Source organism: Hydrotalea lipotrueae (assembly GCF_019249625.1).
Taxonomy (GTDB): Bacteria; Bacteroidota; Bacteroidia; order Chitinophagales; family Chitinophagaceae; genus Hydrotalea; species Hydrotalea flava.
In genome coordinates, this window is the sequence record NZ_JAESDL010000016.1 from 57,153 (window position 1) to 82,570 (window position 25,418).

At 36.7% G+C, this 25,418-nt stretch carries 26 protein-coding genes; 11 read left to right on the forward strand and 15 right to left on the reverse strand.

Going from position 1 to position 25,418, the window contains the following annotated elements:
- The first annotated feature begins 9 nt into the window (after positions 1-9).
- The 5 genes from JK139_RS10465 (at position 10) to leuB (ending at position 6,451) form a co-directional block, all read left to right on the forward strand.
- Positions 10-1,446 (forward strand): NADP-dependent isocitrate dehydrogenase, encoded by a 1,437-nt coding sequence (locus JK139_RS10465; RefSeq protein ID WP_218331245.1) that lies wholly within the window; start codon positions 10-12, stop codon positions 1,444-1,446.
- A gap of 303 nt (positions 1,447-1,749) precedes the next feature.
- Positions 1,750-3,156 (forward strand): 3-isopropylmalate dehydratase large subunit, encoded by a 1,407-nt coding sequence (leuC, locus tag JK139_RS10470; RefSeq protein WP_218331246.1) that lies wholly within the window; start codon positions 1,750-1,752, stop codon positions 3,154-3,156.
- Positions 3,157-3,177: 21 nt separating this feature from the next.
- The gene (gene leuD / locus JK139_RS10475; protein ID WP_218331247.1) at positions 3,178-3,774 is read left to right on the forward strand and encodes a 3-isopropylmalate dehydratase small subunit; all 597 of its coding nucleotides are present in this window, start codon (positions 3,178-3,180) and stop codon (positions 3,772-3,774) included.
- Between the two features lie 55 nt (positions 3,775-3,829).
- Positions 3,830-5,356, forward strand: coding sequence for an alpha-isopropylmalate synthase regulatory domain-containing protein (locus JK139_RS10480; protein WP_074420396.1), 1,527 nt, complete (start codon positions 3,830-3,832; stop codon positions 5,354-5,356).
- Between the two features lie 15 nt (positions 5,357-5,371).
- Complete coding sequence (leuB, locus tag JK139_RS10485; RefSeq protein WP_218331248.1) at positions 5,372-6,451, forward strand: 3-isopropylmalate dehydrogenase; 1,080 nt, start codon at positions 5,372-5,374, stop codon at positions 6,449-6,451.
- A 92-nt stretch (positions 6,452-6,543) separates the two neighbouring features.
- On the opposite strand, the gene JK139_RS10490 is transcribed toward leuB, so the two are convergent.
- The 3 genes from JK139_RS10490 to recA form a co-directional block, all read right to left on the reverse strand.
- Positions 6,544-7,053, reverse strand: coding sequence for a GNAT family N-acetyltransferase (locus JK139_RS10490; RefSeq protein ID WP_074419617.1), 510 nt, complete (start codon positions 7,051-7,053; stop codon positions 6,544-6,546).
- A gap of 55 nt (positions 7,054-7,108) precedes the next feature.
- On the reverse strand, positions 7,109-7,576 hold the full coding sequence (locus JK139_RS10495) for a methylglyoxal synthase (RefSeq protein ID WP_218331249.1): 468 nt from the start codon (positions 7,574-7,576) through the stop codon (positions 7,109-7,111).
- A gap of 133 nt (positions 7,577-7,709) precedes the next feature.
- Positions 7,710-8,735: a recombinase RecA gene (gene recA / locus JK139_RS10500; protein WP_074420397.1), complete on the reverse strand. Its 1,026-nt coding sequence runs from the start codon at positions 8,733-8,735 to the stop codon at positions 7,710-7,712.
- 243 nt (positions 8,736-8,978) lie between these two features.
- Between recA and JK139_RS10505 the strand changes: the two genes are divergently transcribed.
- The 5 genes from JK139_RS10505 to pdxH all read left to right on the forward strand — a co-directional run bounded on the left by JK139_RS10505 (position 8,979) and on the right by pdxH (position 16,336).
- On the forward strand, positions 8,979-9,956 hold the full coding sequence (locus tag JK139_RS10505) for a c-type cytochrome (protein ID WP_218331250.1): 978 nt from the start codon (positions 8,979-8,981) through the stop codon (positions 9,954-9,956).
- A 319-nt stretch (positions 9,957-10,275) separates the two neighbouring features.
- Positions 10,276-11,250, forward strand: a complete 975-nt coding sequence (locus JK139_RS10510) for a nitrilase family protein (protein WP_074420398.1) — start codon at positions 10,276-10,278, stop codon at positions 11,248-11,250.
- Positions 11,251-11,432: 182 nt separating this feature from the next.
- A complete protein-coding gene (locus JK139_RS10515) occupies positions 11,433-12,491 on the forward strand; it encodes an efflux RND transporter periplasmic adaptor subunit (protein ID WP_218331251.1) in 1,059 nt (352 codons plus the stop codon).
- Positions 12,492-12,538: 47 nt separating this feature from the next.
- Positions 12,539-15,604 (forward strand): efflux RND transporter permease subunit, encoded by a 3,066-nt coding sequence (locus tag JK139_RS10520; RefSeq protein ID WP_218331252.1) that lies wholly within the window; start codon positions 12,539-12,541, stop codon positions 15,602-15,604.
- Positions 15,605-15,691: 87 nt separating this feature from the next.
- The gene (gene pdxH / locus JK139_RS10525) at positions 15,692-16,336 is read left to right on the forward strand and encodes a pyridoxamine 5'-phosphate oxidase (RefSeq protein ID WP_074420538.1); all 645 of its coding nucleotides are present in this window, start codon (positions 15,692-15,694) and stop codon (positions 16,334-16,336) included.
- Positions 16,337-16,426: 90 nt separating this feature from the next.
- Here the strand turns inward: pdxH and JK139_RS10530 are convergent, their stop codons facing one another.
- From JK139_RS10530 to JK139_RS15885, 5 genes are all read right to left on the reverse strand, one after another.
- Positions 16,427-16,990 (reverse strand): TlpA family protein disulfide reductase, encoded by a 564-nt coding sequence (locus JK139_RS10530; protein WP_218331253.1) that lies wholly within the window; start codon positions 16,988-16,990, stop codon positions 16,427-16,429.
- A gap of 56 nt (positions 16,991-17,046) precedes the next feature.
- The gene (locus JK139_RS10535; RefSeq protein WP_218331254.1) at positions 17,047-17,466 is read right to left on the reverse strand and encodes a Fur family transcriptional regulator; all 420 of its coding nucleotides are present in this window, start codon (positions 17,464-17,466) and stop codon (positions 17,047-17,049) included.
- A gap of 16 nt (positions 17,467-17,482) precedes the next feature.
- Positions 17,483-18,118 (reverse strand): SCO family protein, encoded by a 636-nt coding sequence (locus tag JK139_RS10540; RefSeq protein ID WP_218331255.1) that lies wholly within the window; start codon positions 18,116-18,118, stop codon positions 17,483-17,485.
- A gap of 241 nt (positions 18,119-18,359) precedes the next feature.
- On the reverse strand, positions 18,360-18,620 hold the full coding sequence (locus JK139_RS15880) for a DUF2442 domain-containing protein (protein WP_394369756.1): 261 nt from the start codon (positions 18,618-18,620) through the stop codon (positions 18,360-18,362).
- Between the two features lie 161 nt (positions 18,621-18,781).
- Entirely contained in the window at positions 18,782-18,994 is a 213-nt protein-coding gene (locus JK139_RS15885) for a DUF4160 domain-containing protein (RefSeq protein ID WP_394369754.1), read from the reverse strand.
- 17 nt (positions 18,995-19,011) lie between these two features.
- Here JK139_RS15885 and JK139_RS10550 point away from each other — a divergent pair, with 17 nt between their 5' ends.
- Positions 19,012-19,443 carry a MerC domain-containing protein gene (locus JK139_RS10550; protein WP_218331257.1) on the forward strand — a complete coding sequence of 144 codons (432 nt, stop codon included), beginning with the start codon at positions 19,012-19,014 and terminating at the stop codon, positions 19,441-19,443.
- 58 nt (positions 19,444-19,501) lie between these two features.
- Here the strand turns inward: JK139_RS10550 and JK139_RS10555 are convergent, their stop codons facing one another.
- The 7 genes from JK139_RS10555 to JK139_RS15765 all read right to left on the reverse strand — a co-directional run bounded on the left by JK139_RS10555 (position 19,502) and on the right by JK139_RS15765 (position 25,341).
- Positions 19,502-20,290 carry a carboxypeptidase-like regulatory domain-containing protein gene (locus tag JK139_RS10555; RefSeq protein WP_218331258.1) on the reverse strand — a complete coding sequence of 263 codons (789 nt, stop codon included), beginning with the start codon at positions 20,288-20,290 and terminating at the stop codon, positions 19,502-19,504.
- Between the two features lie 102 nt (positions 20,291-20,392).
- A complete protein-coding gene (locus JK139_RS10560) occupies positions 20,393-21,124 on the reverse strand; it encodes an esterase family protein (RefSeq protein ID WP_218331259.1) in 732 nt (243 codons plus the stop codon).
- Between the two features lie 15 nt (positions 21,125-21,139).
- Positions 21,140-21,880, reverse strand: a complete 741-nt coding sequence (locus tag JK139_RS10565; RefSeq protein ID WP_218331260.1) for a ParA family protein — start codon at positions 21,878-21,880, stop codon at positions 21,140-21,142.
- A 172-nt stretch (positions 21,881-22,052) separates the two neighbouring features.
- The gene (locus JK139_RS10570) at positions 22,053-23,333 is read right to left on the reverse strand and encodes a chloride channel protein (RefSeq protein WP_218331261.1); all 1,281 of its coding nucleotides are present in this window, start codon (positions 23,331-23,333) and stop codon (positions 22,053-22,055) included.
- Positions 23,334-23,527: 194 nt separating this feature from the next.
- A complete protein-coding gene (locus JK139_RS10575; protein ID WP_218331262.1) occupies positions 23,528-24,154 on the reverse strand; it encodes a response regulator in 627 nt (208 codons plus the stop codon).
- A 390-nt stretch (positions 24,155-24,544) separates the two neighbouring features.
- On the reverse strand, positions 24,545-24,679 hold the full coding sequence (locus tag JK139_RS15650) for a hypothetical protein (protein WP_262900182.1): 135 nt from the start codon (positions 24,677-24,679) through the stop codon (positions 24,545-24,547).
- A 65-nt stretch (positions 24,680-24,744) separates the two neighbouring features.
- Positions 24,745-25,341, reverse strand: coding sequence for a response regulator (locus tag JK139_RS15765; RefSeq protein ID WP_317196306.1), 597 nt, complete (start codon positions 25,339-25,341; stop codon positions 24,745-24,747).
- Positions 25,342-25,418 lie beyond the last annotated feature (77 nt).

A 25,418-nucleotide genomic window follows, 5' to 3' on the forward strand; every position in this document is an offset into this window, starting at 1 on the left:
GAAACAGATATGAAAAAAATAACAGTAGCAAAAGGCGATGGCATCGGCCCCGAAATTATGGATGCCACGTTAAAAATTATGATGGCAGCCGGTGCACAATTAGAAATTGAAGAAATAAAGATTGGTGAAAAAGTATATTTGGCGGGAAACAGCTCTGGAATTGATCAGCAGGCATGGCAAAGCATCAGAAACAATAAAATTTTATTGAAAGCGCCCATTACAACCCCACAGGGTGGCGGTTACAAAAGTTTGAATGTTAGTATCCGAAAAACATTAGGCCTGTATGCAAATGTGCGTCCATGTAAAAGCATGTTTCCCTATGTTAGCACAAAACATCCGGAAATGGATTTGGTAATTATTCGTGAAAATGAAGAAGATTTGTATGGAGGTATTGAGCATCAGCAAACAGATGAAGTGGTACAATGCCTGAAATTAATTTCCAGACCCGGTTGTGAACAAATTATCCGATATGCTTTTGAATATGCTAAACAATACGGCAGAAAAAAGGTTACCTGCTTTACAAAAGATAATATTATGAAACAAACAGATGGGTTGTTTCATCGGGTATTTAATGAAATTGCACAGGAATACGTTGATATTGAAAATCAACATTTGATTGTTGATATTGGTGCAGCAAAATTGGCCAATAGCCCTGAATTGTTTGATGTAGTTGTAATGCCCAATTTATATGGCGATATTTTATCGGATGTGGCTGCTGAAATAGCAGGCTCAGTAGGTTTGGCAGGCTCTGCCAATATAGGTGCTACCTGCGCCATGTTTGAAGCCATTCATGGCTCTGCACCGGATATTGCCGGTAAGAATATAGCCAACCCATCAGGGTTAATTCAGGGTGCCATTTTAATGTTAAACCATATTGGTCAGAATGAGGTAGCAGAAAAAATACAAAACGCATGGCTTGCTACCATTGAAGAAGGAATACATACATTTGACATTTATAAGGCAGGATTCAGTACTCAAAAGACAGGTACTGCCGAATTTGCTAATGCTGTTATTGAAAGGCTTGGAAAAAAACCAAAACTGCTTCCATCTGTTTCCTACGCAAAGGGTATTGCGTTAAAAATTCCTCCCTATCAGCGAAAATTGCCTGCTCAGAAAATATTGGTAGGTATTGATGTATTTGTTGATTTTTCTGATATTGAGCCTAATGACCTTGCCATACGCTTGCAAAAACTGAATTCAGCTGCATTAGAATTGATCATGATTACTAATAGAGGTACAAAAGTTTGGCCCAATGGTTTTGATGAAACGTTTTGTACCGACCACTGGCGTTGCCGTTTTTATGCTAAAGCCAGTCAGTCTGTTCAAAAATCAGACATTCTTCAATTACTACAAGCTGCAGCAGAGCAGGGAATTGATTTTATTAAAATGGAAAATCTGTATACTTTCAATGGGATAAGGGGTTTTTCATTGGGGCAGGGTGAATAGGTTTTGGGAATTTACTTACAATATTTTTTTAGTTCTGGATTCAAGTTGCTTTTAATTAAGCAACTTTTTTGCTTACAGATATTTTTTATTTTGCTGAATTGGTATTTTTTAAACAGTTCTGTATTGTGCAGAAAGCTTAATTATAAATTTAATTTCCAATATAATTACACAAACATTCGTTAGTATTTAATAAAAATGTCAATATTTAAATAAATTTTTAAAAAAACCAGCCAAATCGCTAAAAATTGTCGAATTTTGCGTTCTTGTTTTTAATTGCTTGATTTGTATTTAAAATTAAATTCCATGAGCACTACACCTACTACCTTGTTCGATAAAGTTTGGGATGCACACGTTGTTCAACAGATAGATGATGGCCCTGATGTTCTGTTTATTGATCGTCACTTTATACATGAAGTAACCAGTCCTGTTGCCTTTTTAGGTTTAAAAAACAGAGGGCTTTCTGTTATGTTCCCTGAAAAAACATTTGCCACTGCCGATCATAATACACCTACCATTAACCAACATATGCCGGTGCAGGATCCACTTTCTGCCAATCAGTTGAAAGCATTGGAAGATAATGCTGCCAAATATGGTATCTCACATTGGGGTTTGGGCAATCCTAAAAATGGTATTGTGCATGTTGTTGGTCCGGAAAATGGCATAACGTTACCCGGAATGACGATAGTGTGTGGCGATTCACATACCTCTACCCATGGTGCTTTTGGTTGCATTGCTTTTGGTATAGGTACTTCTGAGGTAGAAATGGTGCTTTCATCGCAATGTATTATGCAACCCAAACCTAAAAAAATGCGCATCAATGTGCATGGAAAATTGGGAAAAGGCGTGTTGCCTAAAGATGTTGCTTTATATATCATCTCTCAAATTACTGCCAGTGGTGCCACCGGTTATTTTGTAGAATATGCCGGCGAAGTGTTTGAAAACATGAGCATGGAAGGCAGAATGACCGTTTGTAATATGTCTATTGAAATGGGGGCACGTGGCGGTATGATTGCACCTGACGATACCACATTTGCGTATTTAAAAGGAAGAGAAAAATCGCCCAAAGGTGCTGCATGGGATTCGGCTTTGGCTTATTGGAAAACTTTAAAAACAGATATGGATGCAACATTCGATAAAGAACTGAATTTTAATGCTGCTGATATTGAACCGCAAATTACTTATGGCACCAACCCCGGTTTAGGTACCGGGATATCTAAAAAAATACCTGCTGCTGCCGAAATTGGCGGCAGTGAAAACTCTTACAAAAAATCGTTAGAGTATATGGGCTTTCAGGAAAATGAACCCATACTTGGTAAGAAAGTAGATTATGTGTTTCTGGGAAGTTGTACCAATGGGCGTATTGAAGATTTTCGTGCATTTGCCTCATTAGTAAAAGGCCGTAAAAAAGCTGATAACATTACTGCCTGGTTAGTACCTGGTTCGCATATAGTTGAACAACAAATTAAAGAAGAAGGTATTTTAGATATTTTAACGGAAGCAGGTTTTCAATTACGTCAGCCCGGTTGCTCAGCCTGTTTGGCAATGAATGATGATAAAATTCCTGCAGGTAAATATGCTGTTAGTACCAGCAATAGAAATTTTGAAGGCCGGCAAGGGCCCGGTAGCAGAACTTTATTGGCCAGCCCATTGGTAGCGGCCGCCGCTGCTGTTACAGGTGTAGTTACCGATCCAAGAACTTTAATGCAATAATCGTTTACAAATAATCAATTTATGGCTTACGATAAATTTACCGTTTTAAAAAGTACAGCTGTTCCCATGCCCATGGAGAACATTGATACCGATCAAATTATTCCTGCACGCTTTTTAAAAGCAACCGAAAGAACCGGCTTTGGCGATAATCTGTTTCGCGACTGGCGTTATAATGCTGATAATACGCCTAAAAAAGAATTCGTGCTAAATAATCCCTTATACTCCGGTAAAATTTTAGTGGGTGGAAAAAATTTCGGTAGTGGTAGTAGCCGCGAACATGCTGCCTGGGCCATTTACGATTATGGTTTTCGTTGTGTGGTATCCAGTTTTTTTGCAGATATTTTTAAGAACAATGCATTGAATATTGGTATTCTTCCCGTTCAGGTAAGTCCCGAATTTTTAGAAAAAATTTTCAAGTCAATTGAAACAGATCCTAAAGCTCAGTTTATCGTTGATCTGCCGGCTCAAACATTCACTATTGCAGCAACCGGTGAAATAGCTGCTTTCAATATTAATACATATAAAAAATATAATATGCTAAATGGGTTTGATGATATAGATTATCTGCAATCCATTAAACCGACAATTCAGGCATTTACTGCAAAAAGTTTTTATTAATTGACAATAATGGGTTGTATGCGAATAGTTTACAACCGGAAAGGATAGGTATCGTATGCATGAAAATAAACTGCGGCACATTGAAATAATGGATACTACCCTGCGGGATGGTGAACAAACCAGTAGTGTATCTTTTTCTGCTTCAGAAAAATTAACGATCGCACAATTATTATTAACCGAAGTAAAAGTAGATAGAATTGAAATTGCCTCTGCACGTGTATCAGAGGGTGAATTTCAGGCAGTAAAAAAAATTACACAATGGGCAAGTGATAATGGCTATCTCGATAAAATTGAAGTACTCACTTTTGTGGATGGCACTACTTCAATTGAGTGGATGATGGAAGCCGGGGCTAAAGTGATGAACCTGCTTACCAAAGGTTCGCTGAATCATTTAACCCATCAGTTAAAGAAAACACCCCAACAACATTTTAAAGAAGTTGGTGAAGTAATTGCATTGGCGCAACAGCATAAAATTGATTGTAATGTGTATTTAGAAGACTGGAGTAACGGGATGCGCCATTCTAAAGATTATGTTTTTGAATATCTTGACTTTCTGGCAACACAACCAATCAAAAGAATTTTATTGCCCGATACACTCGGTGTTTTAATTCCTTCTGAAACTAAAGAATACATTTCTTCAATTGTTCAGCGCTATCCTGATATACATTTCGATTTTCATGCCCATAACGATTATGATTTAAGCATAGCCAATGTATTAGAAGCAGTGAATGCCGGCGCCAAAGGCGTACATTTAACAGTAAATGGGATGGGCGAGCGGGCAGGTAATGCACCTTTAGCCAGTGCAATTGCTGTTTTGAATGATTATGTAAAAGATGTAAAAACTTCTGTAGCTGAAAAATCGTTGTATACCGTAAGCAAATTGGTTGAAACATTTTCGGGTTTCAGAATTCCGGTTAACAAACCTGTGGTTGGCGAAAATGTATTTACACAAACTGCCGGAATACATGCCGATGGCGACAAAAAAAACAATTTATATTTTAACGATTTAATGCCCGAACGCTTTGGACGTCAGAGAAAATATGCATTGGGTAAAACCAGCGGTAAGGCAAATATTGAAAACAACTTACAACAATTAGGGATTCAGTTATCGGATGAAGATTTGAAAAAAATAACCCAGCGTATTATTGAACTGGGCGACAAAAAAGAAGTGGTTACACAATCTGATCTTCCTTACATTCTTTCAGATGTATTAGACAGTAATTCTATTGAAGAAAAAGTACATATTGAAAATTATGTTTTAACACATTCAAAAAATCTGCGCCCATCGGTTACCCTGAAAATAAATATGGAAGGGGAAATATTTGAAGAACATGCACAGGGAGATGGGCAATATGATGCTTTTATGAATGCATTAAAAAACATTTATGCATTAAAGAAAAAGGAACTGCCGCAATTAACTGATTATGCAGTGCGTATTCCCCCCGGCGGAAAATCAGATGCTTTATGTGAAACCATTATAACCTGGTGCTATCAGAACCGCGAATTTAAAACCAGAGGATTGGATAGCGATCAAACAGTATCTGCTATAAAAGCCACCCAAAAAATGTTAAACCAGATTTAAAGCAAGTAAATAATTATGGTGCAAAAAAAAATTTTAATAGTTCCCGGCGATGGTATTGGACAGGAAGTAACCACAGTAGGAAAAAAAGTATTAGATACTATTGCAACCAAATTTTCTCATCAATTTACCTACGATACTGCTTTAATTGGGCATGTGGCTATAGAGGCTACCGGTACCCCCTTGCCGGAGGAATCATTAGTTAAAATGAAAGCGTCTGACGCGGTTTTGTTTGGTGCTGTGGGTCATCCTAAATATGATAACGATCCAACAGCAAAAGTGCGTCCGGAGCAGGGTTTATTGAAAATGCGTAAAGAGCTTGGTTTATATGCCAATATTCGCCCCATTAAATTGTTTGATGAATTACTATACGCCTCCAGCATTAAACCTGAAATTTTAAGAGGTGCCGATATTTTATTTTTTAGAGAGCTAACTGGCGATATTTATTTTGGCGAAAAAGGAAGAAAAAATAATGGCGATACTGCTTACGATGTAGCCGAATACAGCCGTTATGAAATTGAACGTATTGCCCGGAAAGCATTTGAGGCTGCAAGAACACGGCGTAAAAAATTATGTTCGGTTGATAAAGCCAATGTTATTGAAACCAGCCGTTTGTGGCGTGAAGTAGTACAACAGGTAGCATTAGATTATCCTGATGTAACTGTAGAACATCAGTTTGTAGATGCTACAGCTATGTTGCTGATTAAAGATCCTAAACGATTTGATGTGGTTGTAACCGCAAATTTGTTTGGCGATATATTAACCGATGAAGCTTCACAAATTGCCGGTTCAATGGGTATGCTGGCCTCTGCTTCCATTGGCGATGGTACCGGGGTTTATGAACCTATTCATGGTTCTGCACACGATATTACCGGTAAAGGCGTTGCCAATCCGTTAGCTTCCATCCTTTCTGTGGCATTAATGTTAGATATTTCTTTTGGATTGAAAGAAGAAGCAAATACAATTATAAAGGCTGTTGATGCGGTATTGAAAGCTGGTTTTAGAACCCGTGATATTGCTGATGCAACAACAGTTGCTGATAAAATTTTGGGTACTCAGCAAATGGGAGATATAGTGCTGCAACAGCTTAATGCTTAATCATTTCAAATTGTAAAATGATAAGTATTCTCTAGCAAAGTAAACAGATGAATGAGCATACATTTTTTAAAACGTATGTTGATGCAACTTGTTTATTTTGGTTGTAAAAACTTTACCCATATATAAATGTCTAACATAACATTGTTTTTAATGGCTGCCTTGTGTTGTATGCCTTCTAAGTAAAATTTATTTTTTTGCAGCACTTTCATTGATGCTGTGTTTTTGGAAAATACACATGCCTCTATTCTTAAATATGTTTTGTTTTGTTCAAGCAGTTGCAAAAGCTTTTCTATTGCTGCTGTTGCTATGCCCTTACCCCAAAAAGGTTCTCCAATAAAATAGCCAATTTCAACAACATGCCCGCGCTCATGTTCCTGTGGCACAAAACCGATACTTCCTACTAATTGATCATCTACCCAAATTGCATAATTCTGATAAGGATTTTTTGAACCATGTATTTCAATCCATTTTAATGCATCGGTAACAGTATAGGGTTGTGGAAAAGAATCTCTTACCTGATTAAATATATTTCTGTTATTGGCAATCACAGCTAATGCCGCGGCATCTGTTTTGTGCCAAATTTTTAAAGTTACCGGCAACATGGCATGTATTTAATAATTTTAAAATGCATATTATACAAGTGAAAGGAATTAAAAATTAATTGTCCGATGTTTCTATTTTTCTGGTTAAATAATTCGTATAATCCGGTAGTGTAAGTTCATATGGTTCATGCATAAAAGGCGATGTCATAATGAAATCTGCTGTTGAACGATCGCATGCCATGGGTATGTTCCAGGCTACACAAAGTCGTAACAAAGCTTTTACATCACTGTCATGAGGTTGCGCTTCCATAGGATCCCAAAAAAAAATCATGATATCAATTTCGCCGGTTGCAATCATACTGCCAATTTGCTGATCACCGCCTAAAGGGCCACTTAATAATTTTTTTACAGGCCGATCTAAGGCTGTTTCTATTAATTTACCGGTGGTACCGGTTGCAATTAACTCGTGTTTGGCCAATACTGTTTTATTGTATTCAGCCCACGCCATTAAATCTGCTTTCTTATTATCATGTGCTACCAATGCAATTCTTTTTCTATTTGCTAATAATCTAAATTCGGCCATATTGTTTGTTTTTATTTGGAGCTTTGAAGATACAATTTGCGCATAAACTTTGGGTATTGGTTATAAAAAAAGCCATCCCCCAGAAGAGAGATGACTTTACACTTACTAACCTGTTAAATCCAAAAATACTTATTTATGATTTTGCCGGAATGGGTTCAGCCGGAGTTGCTGCTTCTAATATTTTAGCTCTAATTTTAGCTTCAATTTCATTGGCCAAATCAGGATTATCGAGCAGCAATTGTTTAACGGCATCACGACCCTGACCTAATTTATTACTATCATAACTAAACCAGCTACCGCTTTTTTGCACAATACCTAATTCAACACCCATATCAATAATTTCCCCAATTTTACTAATACCCTGTCCAAAAATGATATCGAATTCGGCAGAACGGAAAGGTGGTGCCACTTTATTTTTCACCACTTTTACTTTTACACGGTTGCCAATGGCTTCGTCTCCATCTTTTATTTGAGAAATTCTGCGAATATCTAAACGAACGGAAGAATAAAATTTCAAGGCGTTACCACCGGTGGTTGTTTCTGGATTGCCGAACATTACCCCAATTTTTTCGCGGAGCTGATTAATAAAAATACAAATGGTATTGGTTTTACTGATTGTTGCTGTTAATTTTCGCAAAGCCTGGCTCATTAAACGGGCTTGCAAGCCCATTTTGCTATCGCCCATTTCACCTTCCAATTCGCTTTTCGGCACCAATGCAGCAACAGAGTCAATGACTACTACGTCTAAGGCGCCGGATAGGATTAATCGGTCTGCAATTTCTAAAGCCTGTTCGCCATAATCGGGTTGAGAAATTAAAAGATTATCTACATCTACCCCTAATTTCTGCGCATATACACTATCAAAAGCGTGTTCCGCATCTATAATGGCGCAAATACCTCCTTTTTTCTGTGCTTCAGCAATAACGTGTGTGGCAATGGTTGTTTTACCTGATGATTCCGGGCCATAAATTTCAATCACTCTTCCTTTGGGTAAACCACCAATTCCCAGCGCAATATCTAATCCAATGGAACCGGTAGAAACCACTTCATTCAATCTTTCGGGTTTTTCATTCATCATCATTACACTACCTTTGCCATAGTCTTTATCAATCTTATCCATGGTTAGCTTCAGCGCTTTCAATTTATCAGCATTACTCATAACTGGTTATTTTCTTTCAAAATTAATGATGCCACGAAGTTAAAGAAATAAAATTACACACACTAATAAATTTAGCAAATTTTGCTAAAAAAATTACTTAAAACTTATTTCAAAATTTTTTTGGCTTTTCTTGCACTAATGAAAACCATGTCATATTTTTCGTAATAGTTTAAGTAACTTCATAGGCTATTCTGCAAAATCCCATACCCTGTATCCGTTTGTATTTAATTAAATCTGCTGAACATGAAAAAAATATTGCTTCGGGTAGGGTTGTTTTTGCTATTGCTGATAGTAGGATTATTGGTTTACCTTAAATTTTTTCTTCCAAATGTGGACAATGCACCTATAATAACAGTAGAAATTACACCTGAAAGGGTACAACATGGCGCCTATTTGGCCAATCATGTTACGGTGTGTATGGATTGCCATTCTACCCGCAATTGGAAGAAGTATACCGGGCCATTGACTCCCGGCACAGAAGGAAAAGGGGGCGAATATTTTGGAGAAGAATCTGGTTTCCCGGGTAAATTTTATTCCAAAAATATTACACCTGTTAATTTAAAAAACTGGACCGATGGCGAAATTTACAGGGTGATGACTACGGGTGTTGATAAAAATGGGAATGCCATTTTCCCGGTAATGCCCTACACTTATTTTGGAAAGATGGATAAAGAAGACGTGTTTGATATCATTGCCTACATTAGAACGCTGCATCCTATTGAAAATGATATTCAACCCCGTTCCATCAACTTCCCCATGAATTTTATTTTAAATACACTGCCTCAAAAAGCAGTACCACTTAAAAAACCTGCTAAATCAGACACACTTGCTTACGGGCATTATTTGGTGAGTATTGCCGCTTGTATGGAATGCCATACACAAAAAGATAAAGGAAATTTGAGGATGGAATTGACTTTTGCAGGCGGACGAGTCTTTAAAATGCCCAACGGAAACGTAATTTCTGCCAATATTACGCCGGATGCAGAAACAGGTATTGGTAACTGGTCTAAAGAAAGTTTTATTGCCCGGTTTAAAACCTATAGTAATATCGCTAATTTGGAAAATATGACACCAAATAAAGTAAATACAATTATGCCCTGGTCTATGTATGGTGGAATGGATACCAGCGATTTGATAGCGATTTATGTTTACTTAAAATCCTTACCACCTATCAAAAACAAAGTGCAGCATTTTGAATTGAATGTTATTCAAAATAAATAGTGAAAAAGAAATATATTTATTGGGGGGACAGAGCTTCCGGGGTTTTAATTGAATAGCCGTTGTATCATAATTTGTCTGTTAAAGATGAATACAAAAAATGTTAACTGTCGCCGAGTTTAACTTATAATTGTAGCAGATCTCTCTATGATTCTGACAAAATTTTTTAATTTGAATTGTAAATCAGGTACTTACAACGGAAATACTGAATATGAACTTTATAAAAACTACAATAACTTTTGATGATTTTTATGGTATAGCAACGCATAATTAGATCGATACAGATTTTTTTAACATGATAATTTTTTAAAAAATGTTATAAATGAAAAAATTTAAAATATCTACTGCTCAATTTGAGAACAAAAGTGGTGATAAGAATTACAATCTTTCAATTATTGAAAAACTATCGGAAAAGGCATCTCAAGAAGGTTCTAATGTAATTGCATTTCATGAATGTTCTATTACTGGATATACATTTGCACGACAACTTACAAAAAAGCAAATGCTTGATTTAGCTGAGTTCATCCCTGAAGGTCAAAGTATTTTAAAATTGAAAAAAATTGCAAATAAATTTGATATAATTATATTAGCAGGTTTGTTTGAGAAAGACAAAAATGATAATTTATTTAATGCCTATGTTTGTGTTGATAAAAATGGTATGGTTGCAAAATATAGAAAACTGCACCCTTTCATTAACCCTTATTTAACTGAAGGAAAAGCTTATTGCATTTTTGAAATTCATGGATGGAAATGTGGAATCCTGATTTGTTATGATAATAATGTAATAGAGAACGTAAGAGCTACAACACTTTTAGGAGCTAATATCATTTTTATGCCGCATGTTACTATGTGTACCCCTTCCACACGACCTGGTTCGGGATTTGTTGACCCAAAACTTTGGAAAAACAGAGAAGCTGATCCAACATCATTACGATTAGAATTTGACGGAATGAAAGGACGAGATTGGTTAATGAAATGGTTGCCCGCAAGAGCATATGATAACGGGGTATATGTCGTTTTTTCAAATCCAGTAGGAATGGACGATGACCAATTAAAAAATGGATATTCTATGATAATTGACCCTTTCGGAGATATTCTTGCAGAGTGTTGCACTTTTGAAGACAGTCTGGTAACATCCACTATCACGCCAGAAAAACTTATTCAAGCTGGTGGGCATCGTTATATTAATGCAAGGAGACCAGAATTGTATAAGGACATTATTGGGCAAAATCACAAATCGGAACAGACAGTTGTATGGCTAAACACTAATGAAAAAAATAAAATATACCGCAAATAACTATATAATAGGGTATCCAATGTACAGTTGAATAGAATTAACCCCTTTATAGCACTACTTCGCATTTTCAAATACCCTCTTTTGAATCTTAGATTCAATGGTTTCATCCATTCATCCCTGATTTACGTTCCCACCTTTTATTTTTGGCTATATTAGCAACCAAACTTTAACCCACTGTTTCAATGATAAAACCCATTCTTGTAGTAATTGTATCACTTGCTATTTTTATATATGGATGCCATAGCAAAAGAGAAAACAATGCTGCCCAAACACCACCATCGGTTATACCGGTTGTAGATGTATTAATTGCAAGGCCGCAAAGTATTGTTTCGCAAATTGAAGCCAATGGAACTGTTGTTGCTAATGAATATGTTGAACTAAAACCCGAAGTAAGTGGCCGATTAACCTATTTGAATGTGCCCGAAGGTAAATATGTTACCAAAGGCACTGTTATTGCTACTATGAATGATGCCGATTTACAGGCACAATTGGCTAAATCGAAAGTATTGTTGCAGTTGGCAGAAATAACAGAGGCTCGCAATAAAAAATTACTTGCCATTAATGGCATTAATCAAAGCGATTATGATGCATCACTAAACCAGGTACAAAGCATACGGGCAGATATGGCGTATACCCGGGCGCTGATTGATAAAACTGTAATCAAAGCTCCATTTGATGGTGTAATGGGATTGCGACAGGTAAGTCTGGGTGCATATTTAACACCTGCCAATACCATTGCCTCTTTGCAACAATTGAATCAGGTTAAAATAGATTTTACCCTGCCGGAAGAGTATGCCCGTTATATTCGCAAAGGCAATACCGTTATGGTGCAAAGCGATGCCGCTGTTAAACCGATACAAAAAGCCACTATTATTGCCGCTGAACCACAAATTAATACAGCTACCCGTAACATTAAGATAAGAGCTGTATTGGAAGAAGGAGGGGTTAATCCCGGCGCTTTTGTAAAAGTGCTGGTAGCTACTAATCAGGATAAAAAAGCCATTTTAGTACCTACCAATGCACTGATACCCGATGATAAAAATAAACAGGCAGTATTAGTGAAGCATGGAAAAGCTTTTTTTGTAAATGTAGAAACGGGTTTACGGCAAGCCGATGCTATTGAAATTACAAAAGGTATTCAGCCTGGCGATTCTGTTGTGGTAACAGGCGTTTTATTTGCCCGTCCGCAAAATGCAGTTCAGGTGAGAAGCATTAAACAACTGACTGATTTTAGTAATTAATGCTACCCGGATTTCTGCTATTGTTCAACTTATAGATACACCGATACATGAATATATCTGCTTTATCGTTAAAACGTCCGGTATTAGCTACTGTGATGAACCTCATTATTATTTTATTCGGAATAGTGGGGTATACTTTTTTGGCTGTTCGCGATTATCCGGCAATCGATCCTCCGATTATTACCGTTTCCACCAACTATACCGGTGCTAATGCCGATATTATTGAGAGCCAGATAACAGAACCACTCGAAAAACAAATTAATGGTATTCCCGGTATTCGATCTATTTCTTCTTCCAGTAGTTTGGGCAGCAGCCAAATTACCGTTGAATTTAATTTGGGTACCGATTTAGAAGCTGCTGCCAGTGATGTACGCGATAAGGTAGGGCAGGCACAACGGGGACTTCCGCAAGATATAGATGCACCACCAACAGTTTCAAAAGCCGATGCCAACAGCGATTTTATTTTAATATTGGCCGTGCAAAGCCGCACTAAAAGCTTATTGGAACTAAGTGATTATGCCGAAACAGTTTTGCAACAGCAATTGCAAACCATTAAAGATGTAAGTTCCATTAATATATTCGGACAGAAAAGATATGCGATGCGACTATGGCTGAATCCGGCTAAAATGTTGGCACATAATATCGCATTTACTGATATTGGCAATGCACTACAAACTGAAAATATAGAATTGCCCCCCGGAAAAATTTATGGGAATAATACCGAAATGGTGATAAGAACCATGGGGCGTTTAACCAATGAACAACAATTTCGAGATTTAATTATAAAAGAAGATTCAACAGGTATTGTTCGGCTGAACGATGTAGCAAAAGTTGAATTAGGGCCTGAAAATATAGAGCAATCCTGGAAGTACAATGGCGTCAATGCAGTAGGGTTAGCTATTATTCCACAACCCGGCGCCAATAATATTGAAATTGCGAATGAGTTTTATCGCCGTCTTAAACAAATAGAATCTTCCAACAAATCTGATATTCAGTTTCATGTATTAATAGATAATACCATCAATATCCGAAAAAGTTTGGCCGAGGTAAAAGAAACATTACTCATTTCTTTTGCCTTGGTGGTATTGGTTATTTTCTTCTTTTTCAGAAACTGGCTAATTGCATTGCGACCGTTAATCGATATTCCCATTTCATTAATCGGAACTTTCTTTGTAATGTATATTGCCGGCTTTTCCATCAATATTCTAACCCTGTTAGGTATTGTACTGGCAACGGGTTTGGTGGTGGATGATGGTATTGTAGTAACAGAAAATATCTTTCGGAAGTTAGAGGAAGGCATGCCGATAAGAAAGGCTGCTTTAGAAGGCAGTAAAGAAATTTTCTTTGCAGTAATATCTACTTCCATTACGTTGGCTGTAGTATTTCTGCCGGTTATTTTCTTAGAAGGATTTGTGGGCCGCCTGTTTAGAGAGTTTGGGGTAACGCTGGCTGCTGCGGTTTTAATTTCTGCTTTTGTTTCCTTAACCATTACACCCGTTCTGAATGTGTATTTAAATACCAAAAATGCGCATGAAGGTTGGTTTTATAAAAAAACAGAACCTTTTTTTACCGGAATGGAGGCTTTATACCAACGTACATTGCAAGGCTTCATGAAAATAAGATGGATGGCCTGGGTTATTGTTGGTATATGTTTGGTATTAATTGGTTTTTTAATTAAAAACCTGCAAACAGAACTGGCACCAGTTGAAGACCGCAGCAGTATACGCTTTGTGGTAACTGCACCGGAAGGCACCAGTTATAATTATATGGTAAACTTTGTAGATAAGTTTGCCAATTATTTGTATGACTCTATACCAGAAAGAGATTTTGTTTTTGCCAGAACACCTGCCGGTCCGGGAAGCAACACATCACAGCCACGTTTGGGCTTAATTGATCCTACATTAAGAACCCGTAGCCAGGCAGATATAGCTAATGAACTCCAAAAAAAATTAGGCCAGTTTAATGATGCCCGCATTTTTGCTATTCAGGAGCAAACTATTTCTGTTGGTTTGGGTTCAAGAGGTTCTTTGCCTATTCAATTTATTTTGCAAAATCAGGATTTGAATAAACTGAAAAATATAATCCCTAAATTTTTAGAAGAGGTTCGGAAGGATAAAACTTTTGCCAATGCAGATGTTAATATCAAGTTCAATAAACCGGAAGTACAACTTACAGTTGATAGGATGAAAGTAAAAGACCTGGGCTTAAGTACTGCCGATGTGGTTGGTGCCATTCAGGCTGCATTCAGTGGTGGACGATTGGCTTATTTTATCATGAATGGTTATCAGTATCAGGTAATTGCACAGATTAATCGGTCAGGAAGGAATAATCCTGATGATATTAAAAATGTATTTCTTCGTTCTAAAACAGGCGAAATTATTCCTTTGGATGCGGTAGTTCATTTAGAAGAAAACAGTAACCCGGCTACGTTATATCACTTCAATCGCTATAAGTCGGCTACTATTTCTGCTTCATTGGCTGAAGGTAAAACCATTGGTGATGGTATTAATGCCATGCAGGCAATTTCAAATCGGTTGTTAGATGAAACTTATCACACGGCGCTGAATGGCCCGTCCCGGGATTATGCAGAAAGTTCTTCTAACATTCTGTTTGCTTTTATCTTAGCATTAATACTGATTTATTTGGTATTGTCGGCTCAGTTCGAAAGTTTTCTGGATCCGTTTACCATTATGTTAACTGTACCACTGGCGCTGGCAGGTGCTTTGCTTAGTTTGTTTCTTTTTCACCAAACACTCAATATATTTTCTGAGATTGGTATGATTATGTTGATTGGCCTTGTTACTAAAAATGGTATTTTGATTGTAGAATTTGCCAATCAAAAAAGAGGCAATGGGTTAGAAAAAGAAGCAGCAGTTGTGCAGGCTGCTACTCAACGCTTAAGGCCTATTTTAATGACGAGTCTGGCTACTTCATTAGGCGCTTTGCCTATTGCACTGAGTTTAGGGGCAGCTTCAACCAGTCGTATTCCCTTAGGTATTGTTGTGGTAGGCGGTATTTTGTTTTCACTAATTCTTACCCTGTTTGTTATTCCTGCTGTATACACATATATTTCTGGAAAACACAAGCATAAAGAGTTTGAGATTATTGAATAAGGCAGCTGCTTTTAATTTGTCAATTTGTATGAACTGATGAAAATCAGTACATGTATTGTATACTTACCATTAATTTTGTACAAAAAAATGCGTTTAGATATTGCGAATATCCGGAAAGATTATAAGTTGCAATCTTTTGACGAATCAGATTGCGCTGATAATCCGTTTACTCAGTTTGAAGCTTGGTGGAACCAGGCTATAGAAAGTGAAATTGATGAAGTCAATGCCATGACGTTAGCTACTGCTTCAAAAACAGGGTTACCTTCGGCCCGTATTGTATTGTTGAAAGATTATAGTGAAAAAGGCTTTGTTTTCTACACCAATTACAATAGCTATAAAGGCAGGGAGTTAGAAGAAAATCCACATGCTGCATTGGTATTTTTTTGGAAAGAATTAGAGCGACAGGTGCGTATACAGGGTTTGGTAGAAAAAGTTCCTGCGTCAGAAAGTGATGTCTATTTTCAACAAAGGCCTGTGGGCAGCCGTATTGGTGCCTGGGCATCGCCTCAAAGTGCTGTTATAGCCAATCGGTCAATTTTAGAAAATGAGGTATTGTTGTTTGAAAATAAATTTAAAGAAACTGCTATTCCACGCCCTCAGCACTGGGGTGGATATGTGGTAAAGCCTACTGCCATTGAATTTTGGCAGGGTAGAAGCAGTAGGCTACACGACAGAATTCAGTATACTTTACAACCCGGTGGCAGCTGGAAAAAAGTTCGACTGGCACCATAACGGTAATGGGTTTACTGTTTCTGTTGGCTATGCTTTGGTTTTTTATAATTGAGTACCATTTAATTGCACAATTATTCCGAAAGTTTTATTTTATTGAAGTAATTGTTTTATTTCCGGACTGTTATAATCGCCCATACCGGTTTGCTGGTGAATAATTTTCCCATCTGCATCAAAAATAAAAGTGGTAGGAATCCCCTCTACATTAAATAAAGCAGGAAGTTCCTGCGCAGGATAATACACGGGCATGGTATATCTTTTATCTTTCATAAACTGGATGGCTTTGCTAAAATCATCATCCATTGAAAGAAATACAAAAGCCACTTTACTGCTGTCGGTGCTGCTGTATAAAGTTTGTAAAGAAGGCATTTCGGCACGGCAGGGCGGGCACCAGGTGGCCCAAAGATTTACTAAAACTTTTTTTCCTTTGAATGCATCTTTGATGTTGATTACATTTCCGGCTGCATTTTTTATATTGAATATTGGTAATGCACTGGCATTGCTGTTAACAGCAGGTGGTGGAGGAGGCGGAACTGAGTTGCTACCTGGAGCCTGCATATTTTCATTATTCCCACTATTTTTACAGCCTGTAAATGTGATAAAACTTGTAACAAATACAAGTATTAAAAATTTGGTTGTTATTTGTTTTATTGACATGAATCTATAGTTTTAAATTTTAAAAATCTTTTTATTTTATTTATTTTTTTATATATTTACTGATTACAATGTGCACACAAACCTTTAATGAGTACATCGGTTTGATTGGTTTGAAAACCTTTGGGCAATACAATGGCCGGCGATGTAATATGGTCCAGGCAATATGTGGTGCCGCATTTGTCGCAGATAAAATGAATGTGGTTATCATGGTGATGCCCTTCGGAACAATCATCTTTACACAATGCATATAAAATGGAATTATCCGGACTGGGAATGGTGTGAATTAAACCTTTCTCAACAAAAATCTGCAATGTACGGTAAATAGTTACCCTATCAAACTGATCGCCGGTTTTTTCTTCAATTGCAGCATGGGTTAGTGCACCGTTCGATTGATGAAACAGTTGCAAAATAGCCAGTCTGCTGGGGGTAATACTTAAACTGTTTTTTTTTAATATTGAATTGATTGCATTGGGCATATTGCAAATAGGTATTTTATTTCGCCTTGTTATTATCGGGTTGTTCTTTTAATAATTCCTCAATATCGTGTTTTAATTTATCTAATTCATCTTTTTTCAGCGTATCATACACCTGGCCGCGTACAATGCCGTTTTTATCTACCAGTGCTACAAATTGGGTATGAATAAAATCATCTTTTATGTCGTTTACAGCATTTTTAGGATCATCAATGCCATAACTGTAGCGTGCCATTTTATACAAACTGTCTTTTCTTCCCGTTAAAAATTCCCATTGTTGGGTATTTACCTGCATTGAGTCTGCATACCTTCTCATTCTTGGCACTGAATCTGTTTCAGGATCGCAGGTGTGTGAAAGTATCATAAAATCTGGTCGTCCTTTAAACGTTTCATAAATGGATTTTAAATTGTTGTTCATTCTTGGGCAAATGCCTTTACAAGTGGTAAAAAAATAATTAACAACACATACCTTGCCTGCAACATCTGCATTGGTAATATCTTTCCCATCCTGATTGGCAAAACGGAAAGGTTGCACCGTACTTCTTTCCGTTAAGGTACTTCGCTTAAACATGTCGGTTACTCTTGAAATAACAAACATGAAAACAGCAATTAATGCAATAAAAAACAAACCATAACCTAAAGCCTTCTTATTCATCTGCTCAAATTTAGACTACAAATTTACGGTAACGTTCAGATAAATGTATTTTGTGTAATAGTGCCATCATTCAATTTCTAAATAGATCGTATATTCTTCGTAAACTTTAACAATTCAGCTGTTTTTAAAAAAGAATTTAGTTGGTTACAAAATTTAAGATAATTGTAAAGCAAACGGTAATAAAATTGTCAGCCCAATTGAACAAGATGGAGAAGAAATTACTCAATTATTCAAGAATTACTTAAAATTTATTACTGCAAATGAAAAGGTTACAGCAAAGCAGTATGCAATTAGTTTCCGTATGTTTTAAGAATTGATGCAACTGATAAATCCTCATCAAATCAATAAGTGGCCAATGAGTACCATACCCGGAAGGTGATACCTGATAAAAATTTCTTTGAAGATTGTTGGCTGATTTTAATTTAGGTGATATTTTTTCCAACGATATTTTTAGTTGTTTCCCATCAATACTTATAATCATTGATGTTTCATCGAACGTGATGTCTTGTCCTGTATGGTATACATTGCAATCATGGTACTAATTTTTAAAGTATTGGTTCCAGGTGTCTACAATCAGATCGAAGTGCTGGTAGATAATTTTTTTTAATTTCTCTATTTGCTGACGGTGTCATAATTATGTGCGAAAGCTTCTTTTATTTTAACCTAATCAACCCAAAACCAGAATTTACATTCCATATCACCTTTTTCTGCATGAATATGAATGGGTTCATTCCCCTTGTTAGAGTAGAAAAAAAGTTGCCAACCAAAAATGTAAAAGACAGTAGGCAAACTATGCAAGTTTACTGAATTTGTTGGACAGATTTTACCAGATTTTATATCCTTCTTTGAAATATTTTTTTTGCAACAAAGTTGCATTATATTATCTTTGCAGCATGCAATTCAAAAAGGTAAACTGGGACATGTTGGGCATTGTTACTTCGGTAGCCTGCGCCATTCATTGCGGTTTATTACCCATTGTATTAACCAGTTTACCCCTGTTTGGAATAGAAATTATTCACAACCGGGCTTTTGAATTCTTCATGATTTTTTTAGCATTTGTAATTGGGGCTTTTTCACTGCTAAGGGGCTATTTATACAAGCACCATCAATTAAAGCCGCTCATTATTTTCTCGGTGGGCATTCTGTTCTTGCTGGCAAAGCAAATATGGCATCACTGGGAAATTGTTTTATTAATACCGGCGGTTATTTTAATTGTATATGGACATTTGTTAAATAATAGAACCTGCAGTTACCGTTCGGCCAGTGCCAATGATGCTGCAAAAGTAATGGTACCAACAGATCATTTGCATCAAAAAGCAGTATAAAATTCATTGAATTTTTGAATAAAGCAGCCATTTAAAATTGCATGAGCCCTGTCAGGCTTTAAAAGGGAGTATCTTCTTTTCTAAAATAATGTTTGTCTAATCCCAAACGGTTCATGTATTGGCGGTAACATTGTTCAATATAATATCCAAATTCCAGATCGTTCAGCATTTTTAAAATATCATAATCAGGCCTGTATTTAACCATAAAACTGTCTAATTGCGGAGAAGAAAGCCCGGTAATTTTTTTTACAAAACCCTTATTGAAACGATGGTCAATATAAGCATCCTGCTCCTGCTGAATTAATCTGCGTTGTAATGATTCTATACTTTGATTGCGTTTGCGGCGAAAAAGGTTAATAATTTCATCTAAATCTAAACCTACAGTAACACTGCCTGGGTTATAACCCGATGGTCCATCACTTAAACGAAGGCCCGGTTTTCTAAAGTTAAAAATTTTGGCATAGTCCTGTCTGTTTTGAATTGAATCTAATCGATAATTACGATTCCGAACACTTACATCGGGCAAATTATATGCGTTTAGAAAAATTTGAATATTGAATGCGTCTGTATTAGAAATGGTATCAACCGGATATTTCATGGTGGTTTTATTCAGTAATGAAAACCAGATAGAGTCATGTGGATTGACCATTATACTGTAATGCCCCAGCGAATCGGTAAGTGTACCCCTGCCGGAAGAGGTAATTACAGCCACTGCTTCTATAGGCCTTCTGGCAGAAATATCATAAACAGTACCACGTATCGGAAAAGCTTTAGCGGGTTGCTGGCCATGCAATTCGGCTATTCCACAAAAAAATAATATGGTAAGTAAGTAAAAATATTTAGTCAAACTGTTCAATTGGTGCTGTAATATTAAAGCCAAATCTATAAAGCAGCGCTGCTTAAAGCAGGAATTAACATGTTATTTGAAGATTTTTTTAAAACAGCCTCGTTAAAATTTATTTTCTATAATATAAGGCAGCATATTGCGCCAGGTTGGCCAGTCATGTACCACATCGGGGCCCCATATTTCCAAATCGTTCCAAATACCTTTATCCCATAAAACTTTCGAGAATCTTTTTCCAGACTCGGGGTCTTCATGTGTACCGGCACCGGAATAAATATGAATATGATGGCTGGCTTTAATTTTATCTAAATACCAGTGATCAGCCAGATTGGGTATGTAATGAATAGGGCTGTTATAATACACTTGCTCATCCCAATAACCTTTTGTATATTCTGTTAAATCATATACGCCACTCATGCTAATGGCTCCATTGATGATATCAGGTCTTTTTAAAAATAAATTCATGGCATGCAGGGCACCAAAACTGGCACCACAGGTAAAAATATGTGTATTGGCACTGGTGTGGTTCCGAATATAAGGCACCACTTCATTGTGTACATATTCATTGAACTGATTTTGGCGAATGGCTTTGTGGGCTGATTCCATTTCATCATTCATCCAACTTTGTTTATTCATGCTATTGATACTGAATACTTTAATTTTTCCGGCATAAATAAATGGTGAAAGGGCTTCAATTAACTGAAAGCGTTCATATTCCAAAAAATCGGCGGCGGCAGTGGGTATTAATAAAACCGCAAATCCAAAATAACCATAAACGGCAATGGGCATTTCTTCCTGCAATGCCGGACTATACCAGGAAGTTATTTCTTTTACCATACAGGAATTATCAGTTTACAGGCAGTTTCTTTTTATTTCTTTCCAAACATCTCTAAAACACTGGGCTGCATAAGTGTTGGCTGCATAGGTTTCTAAAGGAGCCTGATGTATGCCCATTTTTTCGATATCACTAAGATAAGGGATATAATTTTTTAGAAATAGCTTGTCTTTATAAAATTCGTTCATGGTTTCGTGATGCAAATTTTTTCGGTGGTCTACCATGCTGAAAAAACATTTTATTTTTTCGATATTTAAATCATTGTCTTTAAAATATTGCAAAACAGTTTCAAATGAGCGAATGGATAAAGTGGTAGGGATATTGGGCATTAAAATCCAGTCGGCCGTAAAGAAAATAGCTTCATGCAGAATAGATAATCCCGGCGGGCAGTCAATCATCACCAGGTCATATTCTTTTTTAAAACTGTTAATGAGCGCCGCAAATTTCTTTTTAAACTGTTTCATTTCATTCAATAAAACATCTGCATAACGGGCAGAAAGATCGGCAGGTATTACCGATAAATGTTCATAGGCCGAAGGCATTACCGCATCGGCAATATCCATTTCCTGTAATAAAATTTTTTTCGACTCATTTTTTGTGCCGGGTGTAACAGCAAGGTAAAAGGAGGCGGAACCCTGGGGGTCTAAATCCCATACCAATGTTTTTTTACCTTCTTTAGCAGCTAAATAAGCCAGGTTAACGGCGGCGGCAGTTTTGCCAACACCTCCTTTCAGATTGTAAAATGCTAATGTGACCATACCTTAAATATACAAAACATTTGAATGCATGAAATATTCTATACACTTTTTTTGCAAAAGAATGGCCGGAAAAATGAAAGAATGATTTGTGATAAAATTATACTGACAAAATTAGCCAAAGATACTGAAGATGGGAGTCAGAATGGGAGGATGCCAATCAGGTTATATAATTTTATGCAACTCTTTTAAGTGTTTGCGCAGGTGATTGATAGCTGTATACAGTGTAACCACAAATCCATTGTGCGGCATATTTTGCTATAAAACTACCCAAAAGAATGGGGATAAAGAGGCTATAGCCGCCTGCTACCAAACCACAGGTTAAAAACAGTGAGGTGAGCGGTGCATCAATTGCAGCACTGAGCATAGCAGCAGCACCTACCAATGCAAAATTAATGACAATAAGATGTAGACTAAAGTAGTGATTCAATACCAAAGCCACCAACATACCCAGAACGGCACCGGTTACAATACTGGGTGCAAATACACCACCATCGCCGCCGGCACCCAATGTTAAAGAGGCGACCAACGGTTTTAAAAGCACAATAGTCAGAAGTATACAGGCAAAAGTGATGGAAAAAGCCGCTTCATTGGCTTTGTTGATTAACGCAGGTAAAGCATGATAACTATCACCATATAATTGAGGAAAAAACAGGATGGCAATACCTACCAAAATGGCACCCACATTCACACGGATAAAATTATTGTTGATTTTTGCGAAACGTGCCTTGGTAAAAATGACCAACTTGGTAAAACACACCGCCACAAAGCCGGAAATAATGCTCAGTAAAACAAAATAGGGGATGGCTTCCATTTTCCATCCGGCCACAGAAAATTTAAATAACTTTTCTCCTTCCATGGCTTGCAACATGAGCCAGGAAACACCGGCTGCAATACCACTACTCAATACTATGGTTTTTGAAATCTTTCTTGCTATTACCTCAATCGCAAACAGAAATCCTGCCAAAGGGCTGCCAAATAAAGTGGCGATACCTGCCGCAACACCAGCAGTTATTAACTCGGTTTTATAAATATTTGCAATACTGCCCTTTTTGTGTGCAGTGGCACCCACTGCTGCAGTTGCCACCACGGTAGATACTTCTACACCGGTAGATCCGCCAAAAATAACTGTTAAAAAACCATTGAAATAATGCGAGGGTATTTTATAGGTGGGCAATTCATTTTTTCTATTGGAAATGGTAGTATAAATTTCTTTAATGCCTTTGTTTTGTTTGCCTTTAAAAAGGTATTTTCTTAAAAAATAAATCAGTGTAATGCCAACCGAAGGTAAAATGAAGAAAGCGAACTTAAAATGACTTGCAGTTTTAAAAATTTGTGTTTCATAGTGTGCAGTAATCATTTTTAAAGAATCGGCCAGTAATATAGAAAGTAACGATACAATTATGGTAGTAATCAATAATTTTAAATAGTGAATGAGTATAATATTATAACGCATGCAGTGCAGAATTTAATGAATACATTTCAACAGATTGGTAAACAAGGTGCATGTACCAAATTGATTGCAAAATTAAATATAAGTGATGCAGGTATTTGTTAAAATGCTAATAATCCGGTTAAATACAGGCTGCACATCAAACTGCAATTGATGAAGAAACAATTATTGCAATGCTGAAATTATTGAAGGGCAGGTTACAACAAATTATTTTCAATAGCATATTTAATCAGTTCTGCATTGTTGTGAACATGCATTTTACTTAGAATACGTGCCTTATATGTACTAATGGTATTTACGTTAAGTGATAGGGCCTCAGATATTTCTGAAATTGTTTTTCCTTTAATAATGAGCTGTAAAACCTGAAATTCACGATCTGAGAGTTGTTCGTGTGGTGCTTTTTCAAAATCATCGCCATAAGCTTCGGCTAATATTTCAGCTACTTCCGGGGTAATGTATTTTTTCCCTCTTAATAATGTATTAATGGCTGTTACCAATTCTTCGGGGGCACTTTCTTTGGTTAAATAGCCGGAGGCGCCGGCACGTATGGCCCTAAGTGCATATTGTTCAGGCGCATGGGTACTGAGCACCAGAATGGGTATGTGCGGACTAATATCTTTAACTTGTTTAATGGCATCTATACCCGATAACCCAGGCATGGAAATATCAGAAATTATGATATCCCACTTTTGTTTCATCACTTTTTTAATTAAATCGGTACCTTCTGAAACCTCTTCTATTTCTGCAGAAGGGAAAGATTTTTCCAATATCATGATTAACCCTTTTCTCAACACATTGTGGTCGTCGGCTAAAATTATTTTCATGTGAATATTTTATTTTCTAAATTTTCAATATAAAATTCACACATAAAATTTTCTTTGCTGAGCAATGCAATCGCAAGAAAGTTTTATGGTTCATTTCATAGGAATTTATCCAATCCGTTTTTTGCTTTTTTAATGGACCTTGTTGCAAATATATCTACTTCATGAAAAAACACCCTGAAAGATTATGCAACTGGTAAGATAGACTTTTTTTTTGATACTACAAAGCGCAGGTTAAAATGATTACAAAGGGTGGTATTAAAAGTACATCAAAAAAATGGCATCCCTGGAAAGGGACGCCCATAAATCCTATATCCTATGAAAAACCAAAACGTTTTTAACCCCCTAACCCAGAAAACATTCTGTAATTCAATACAGCAAATGTGAGGTTTTTTAACCAATCACCACTTCACCCATTAGTATGATTTTTTCTAATAGAATTGGAAGAATATGACGCCATAAAGCAGCTTTATAATCCATAAATGGCAAATAGTTGCAAAGTAGGCTGCGGCTATATTTTATTGGCATAAAATGGCAATAATTTCAAAGCAGTTTTTTTCAACCACATTTATGCGGTTTTTTATTGCAATTACCTACAGCCAGTTGCGCAATTTGGCAATGGCTGCAGTGCGGGAAGTAACTTCCAGTTTGCCATATATATTGGCAATATGTGTTTTAATGGTATTCACAGATAAATAAAATGCTTCTGCCATTTGCTGGTTGGTTTTGCCATCATAAATGGCATTTAAAATTTCAAATTCCCGTTCACTCATGGGTTTTACCAAATGCCTGTTAATGGCTTTCAGCGAAAGTATGGGGTAGGCGGCTTTGTGTTGCTGCGCATGGTTGTGCAGGGCAATTTCCAGATTTACCAGTACATCTTTTTCATCGAAGGGTTTTACAATATAGCCCGCTGGTATGGTTTTAATGGCACGTTCCAAAGTAAGCCTGTCGGCATGTGAGGTAAGGAATACAAAGGGTAATTTGTATTTGGCATTAATTACTCCGGCAAGATCAATGCCATCTCTTTCTTCATGCAAATTAATATCCAATAAAATAGCATCAGGTAAATTGGTCTCTAATTCCTGTAAGGCATCAGAGGTATTATAGGCAATACCGGATACACAAAAATCAAGATTGGTTAGGCATTGTGCAATATCAGCAGCAATCAGCGGCTCATCTTCAATAATTAATTCAAGTTTCCTATTTTAAACGATTGCTTTTACTTGAAAAGCTAAAACGAATAGTAATATTTTAAGTAAGAATC

What these genes read in the sequence shown, in the direction of transcription:
- JK139_RS10510 (WP_074420398.1), top strand. Translation starts at nt 10,276, where the DNA reads ATGAAAAAATTTAAAATATCTACTGCTCAATTTGAGAACAAAAGTGGT.
- JK139_RS10550 (WP_218331257.1), top strand. Translation starts at nt 19,012, where the DNA reads ATGCAATTCAAAAAGGTAAACTGGGACATGTTGGGCATTGTTACTTCG.
- recA (WP_074420397.1), bottom strand. Translation starts at nt 8,735, where the DNA reads ATGAGTAATGCTGATAAATTGAAAGCGCTGAAGCTAACCATGGATAAG.
- JK139_RS10575 (WP_218331262.1), bottom strand. Translation starts at nt 24,154, where the DNA reads ATGAAAATAATTTTAGCCGACGACCACAATGTGTTGAGAAAAGGGTTA.
- JK139_RS10505 (WP_218331250.1), top strand. Translation starts at nt 8,979, where the DNA reads ATGAAAAAAATATTGCTTCGGGTAGGGTTGTTTTTGCTATTGCTGATA.
- JK139_RS10570 (WP_218331261.1), bottom strand. Translation starts at nt 23,333, where the DNA reads ATGCGTTATAATATTATACTCATTCACTATTTAAAATTATTGATTACT.
- leuD (WP_218331247.1), top strand. Translation starts at nt 3,178, where the DNA reads ATGGCTTACGATAAATTTACCGTTTTAAAAAGTACAGCTGTTCCCATG.
- JK139_RS10540 (WP_218331255.1), bottom strand. Translation starts at nt 18,118, where the DNA reads ATGAATAAGAAGGCTTTAGGTTATGGTTTGTTTTTTATTGCATTAATT.
- JK139_RS10565 (WP_218331260.1), bottom strand. Translation starts at nt 21,880, where the DNA reads ATGGTCACATTAGCATTTTACAATCTGAAAGGAGGTGTTGGCAAAACT.
- JK139_RS15885 (WP_394369754.1), bottom strand. Translation starts at nt 18,994, where the DNA reads ATGCAACTTTGTTGCAAAAAAAATATTTCAAAGAAGGATATAAAATCT.
- leuC (WP_218331246.1), top strand. Translation starts at nt 1,750, where the DNA reads ATGAGCACTACACCTACTACCTTGTTCGATAAAGTTTGGGATGCACAC.
- JK139_RS15650 (WP_262900182.1), bottom strand. Translation starts at nt 24,679, where the DNA reads ATGCCAATAAAATATAGCCGCAGCCTACTTTGCAACTATTTGCCATTT.
- JK139_RS10530 (WP_218331253.1), bottom strand. Translation starts at nt 16,990, where the DNA reads ATGTCAATAAAACAAATAACAACCAAATTTTTAATACTTGTATTTGTT.
- JK139_RS10535 (WP_218331254.1), bottom strand. Translation starts at nt 17,466, where the DNA reads ATGCCCAATGCAATCAATTCAATATTAAAAAAAAACAGTTTAAGTATT.
- JK139_RS10495 (WP_218331249.1), bottom strand. Translation starts at nt 7,576, where the DNA reads ATGGCCGAATTTAGATTATTAGCAAATAGAAAAAGAATTGCATTGGTA.
- pdxH (WP_074420538.1), top strand. Translation starts at nt 15,692, where the DNA reads ATGCGTTTAGATATTGCGAATATCCGGAAAGATTATAAGTTGCAATCT.
- leuB (WP_218331248.1), top strand. Translation starts at nt 5,372, where the DNA reads ATGGTGCAAAAAAAAATTTTAATAGTTCCCGGCGATGGTATTGGACAG.
- JK139_RS10515 (WP_218331251.1), top strand. Translation starts at nt 11,433, where the DNA reads ATGATAAAACCCATTCTTGTAGTAATTGTATCACTTGCTATTTTTATA.
- JK139_RS10520 (WP_218331252.1), top strand. Translation starts at nt 12,539, where the DNA reads ATGAATATATCTGCTTTATCGTTAAAACGTCCGGTATTAGCTACTGTG.
- JK139_RS10490 (WP_074419617.1), bottom strand. Translation starts at nt 7,053, where the DNA reads ATGTTGCCGGTAACTTTAAAAATTTGGCACAAAACAGATGCCGCGGCA.
- JK139_RS10560 (WP_218331259.1), bottom strand. Translation starts at nt 21,124, where the DNA reads ATGGTAAAAGAAATAACTTCCTGGTATAGTCCGGCATTGCAGGAAGAA.
- JK139_RS10465 (WP_218331245.1), top strand. Translation starts at nt 10, where the DNA reads ATGAAAAAAATAACAGTAGCAAAAGGCGATGGCATCGGCCCCGAAATT.
- JK139_RS10480 (WP_074420396.1), top strand. Translation starts at nt 3,830, where the DNA reads ATGCATGAAAATAAACTGCGGCACATTGAAATAATGGATACTACCCTG.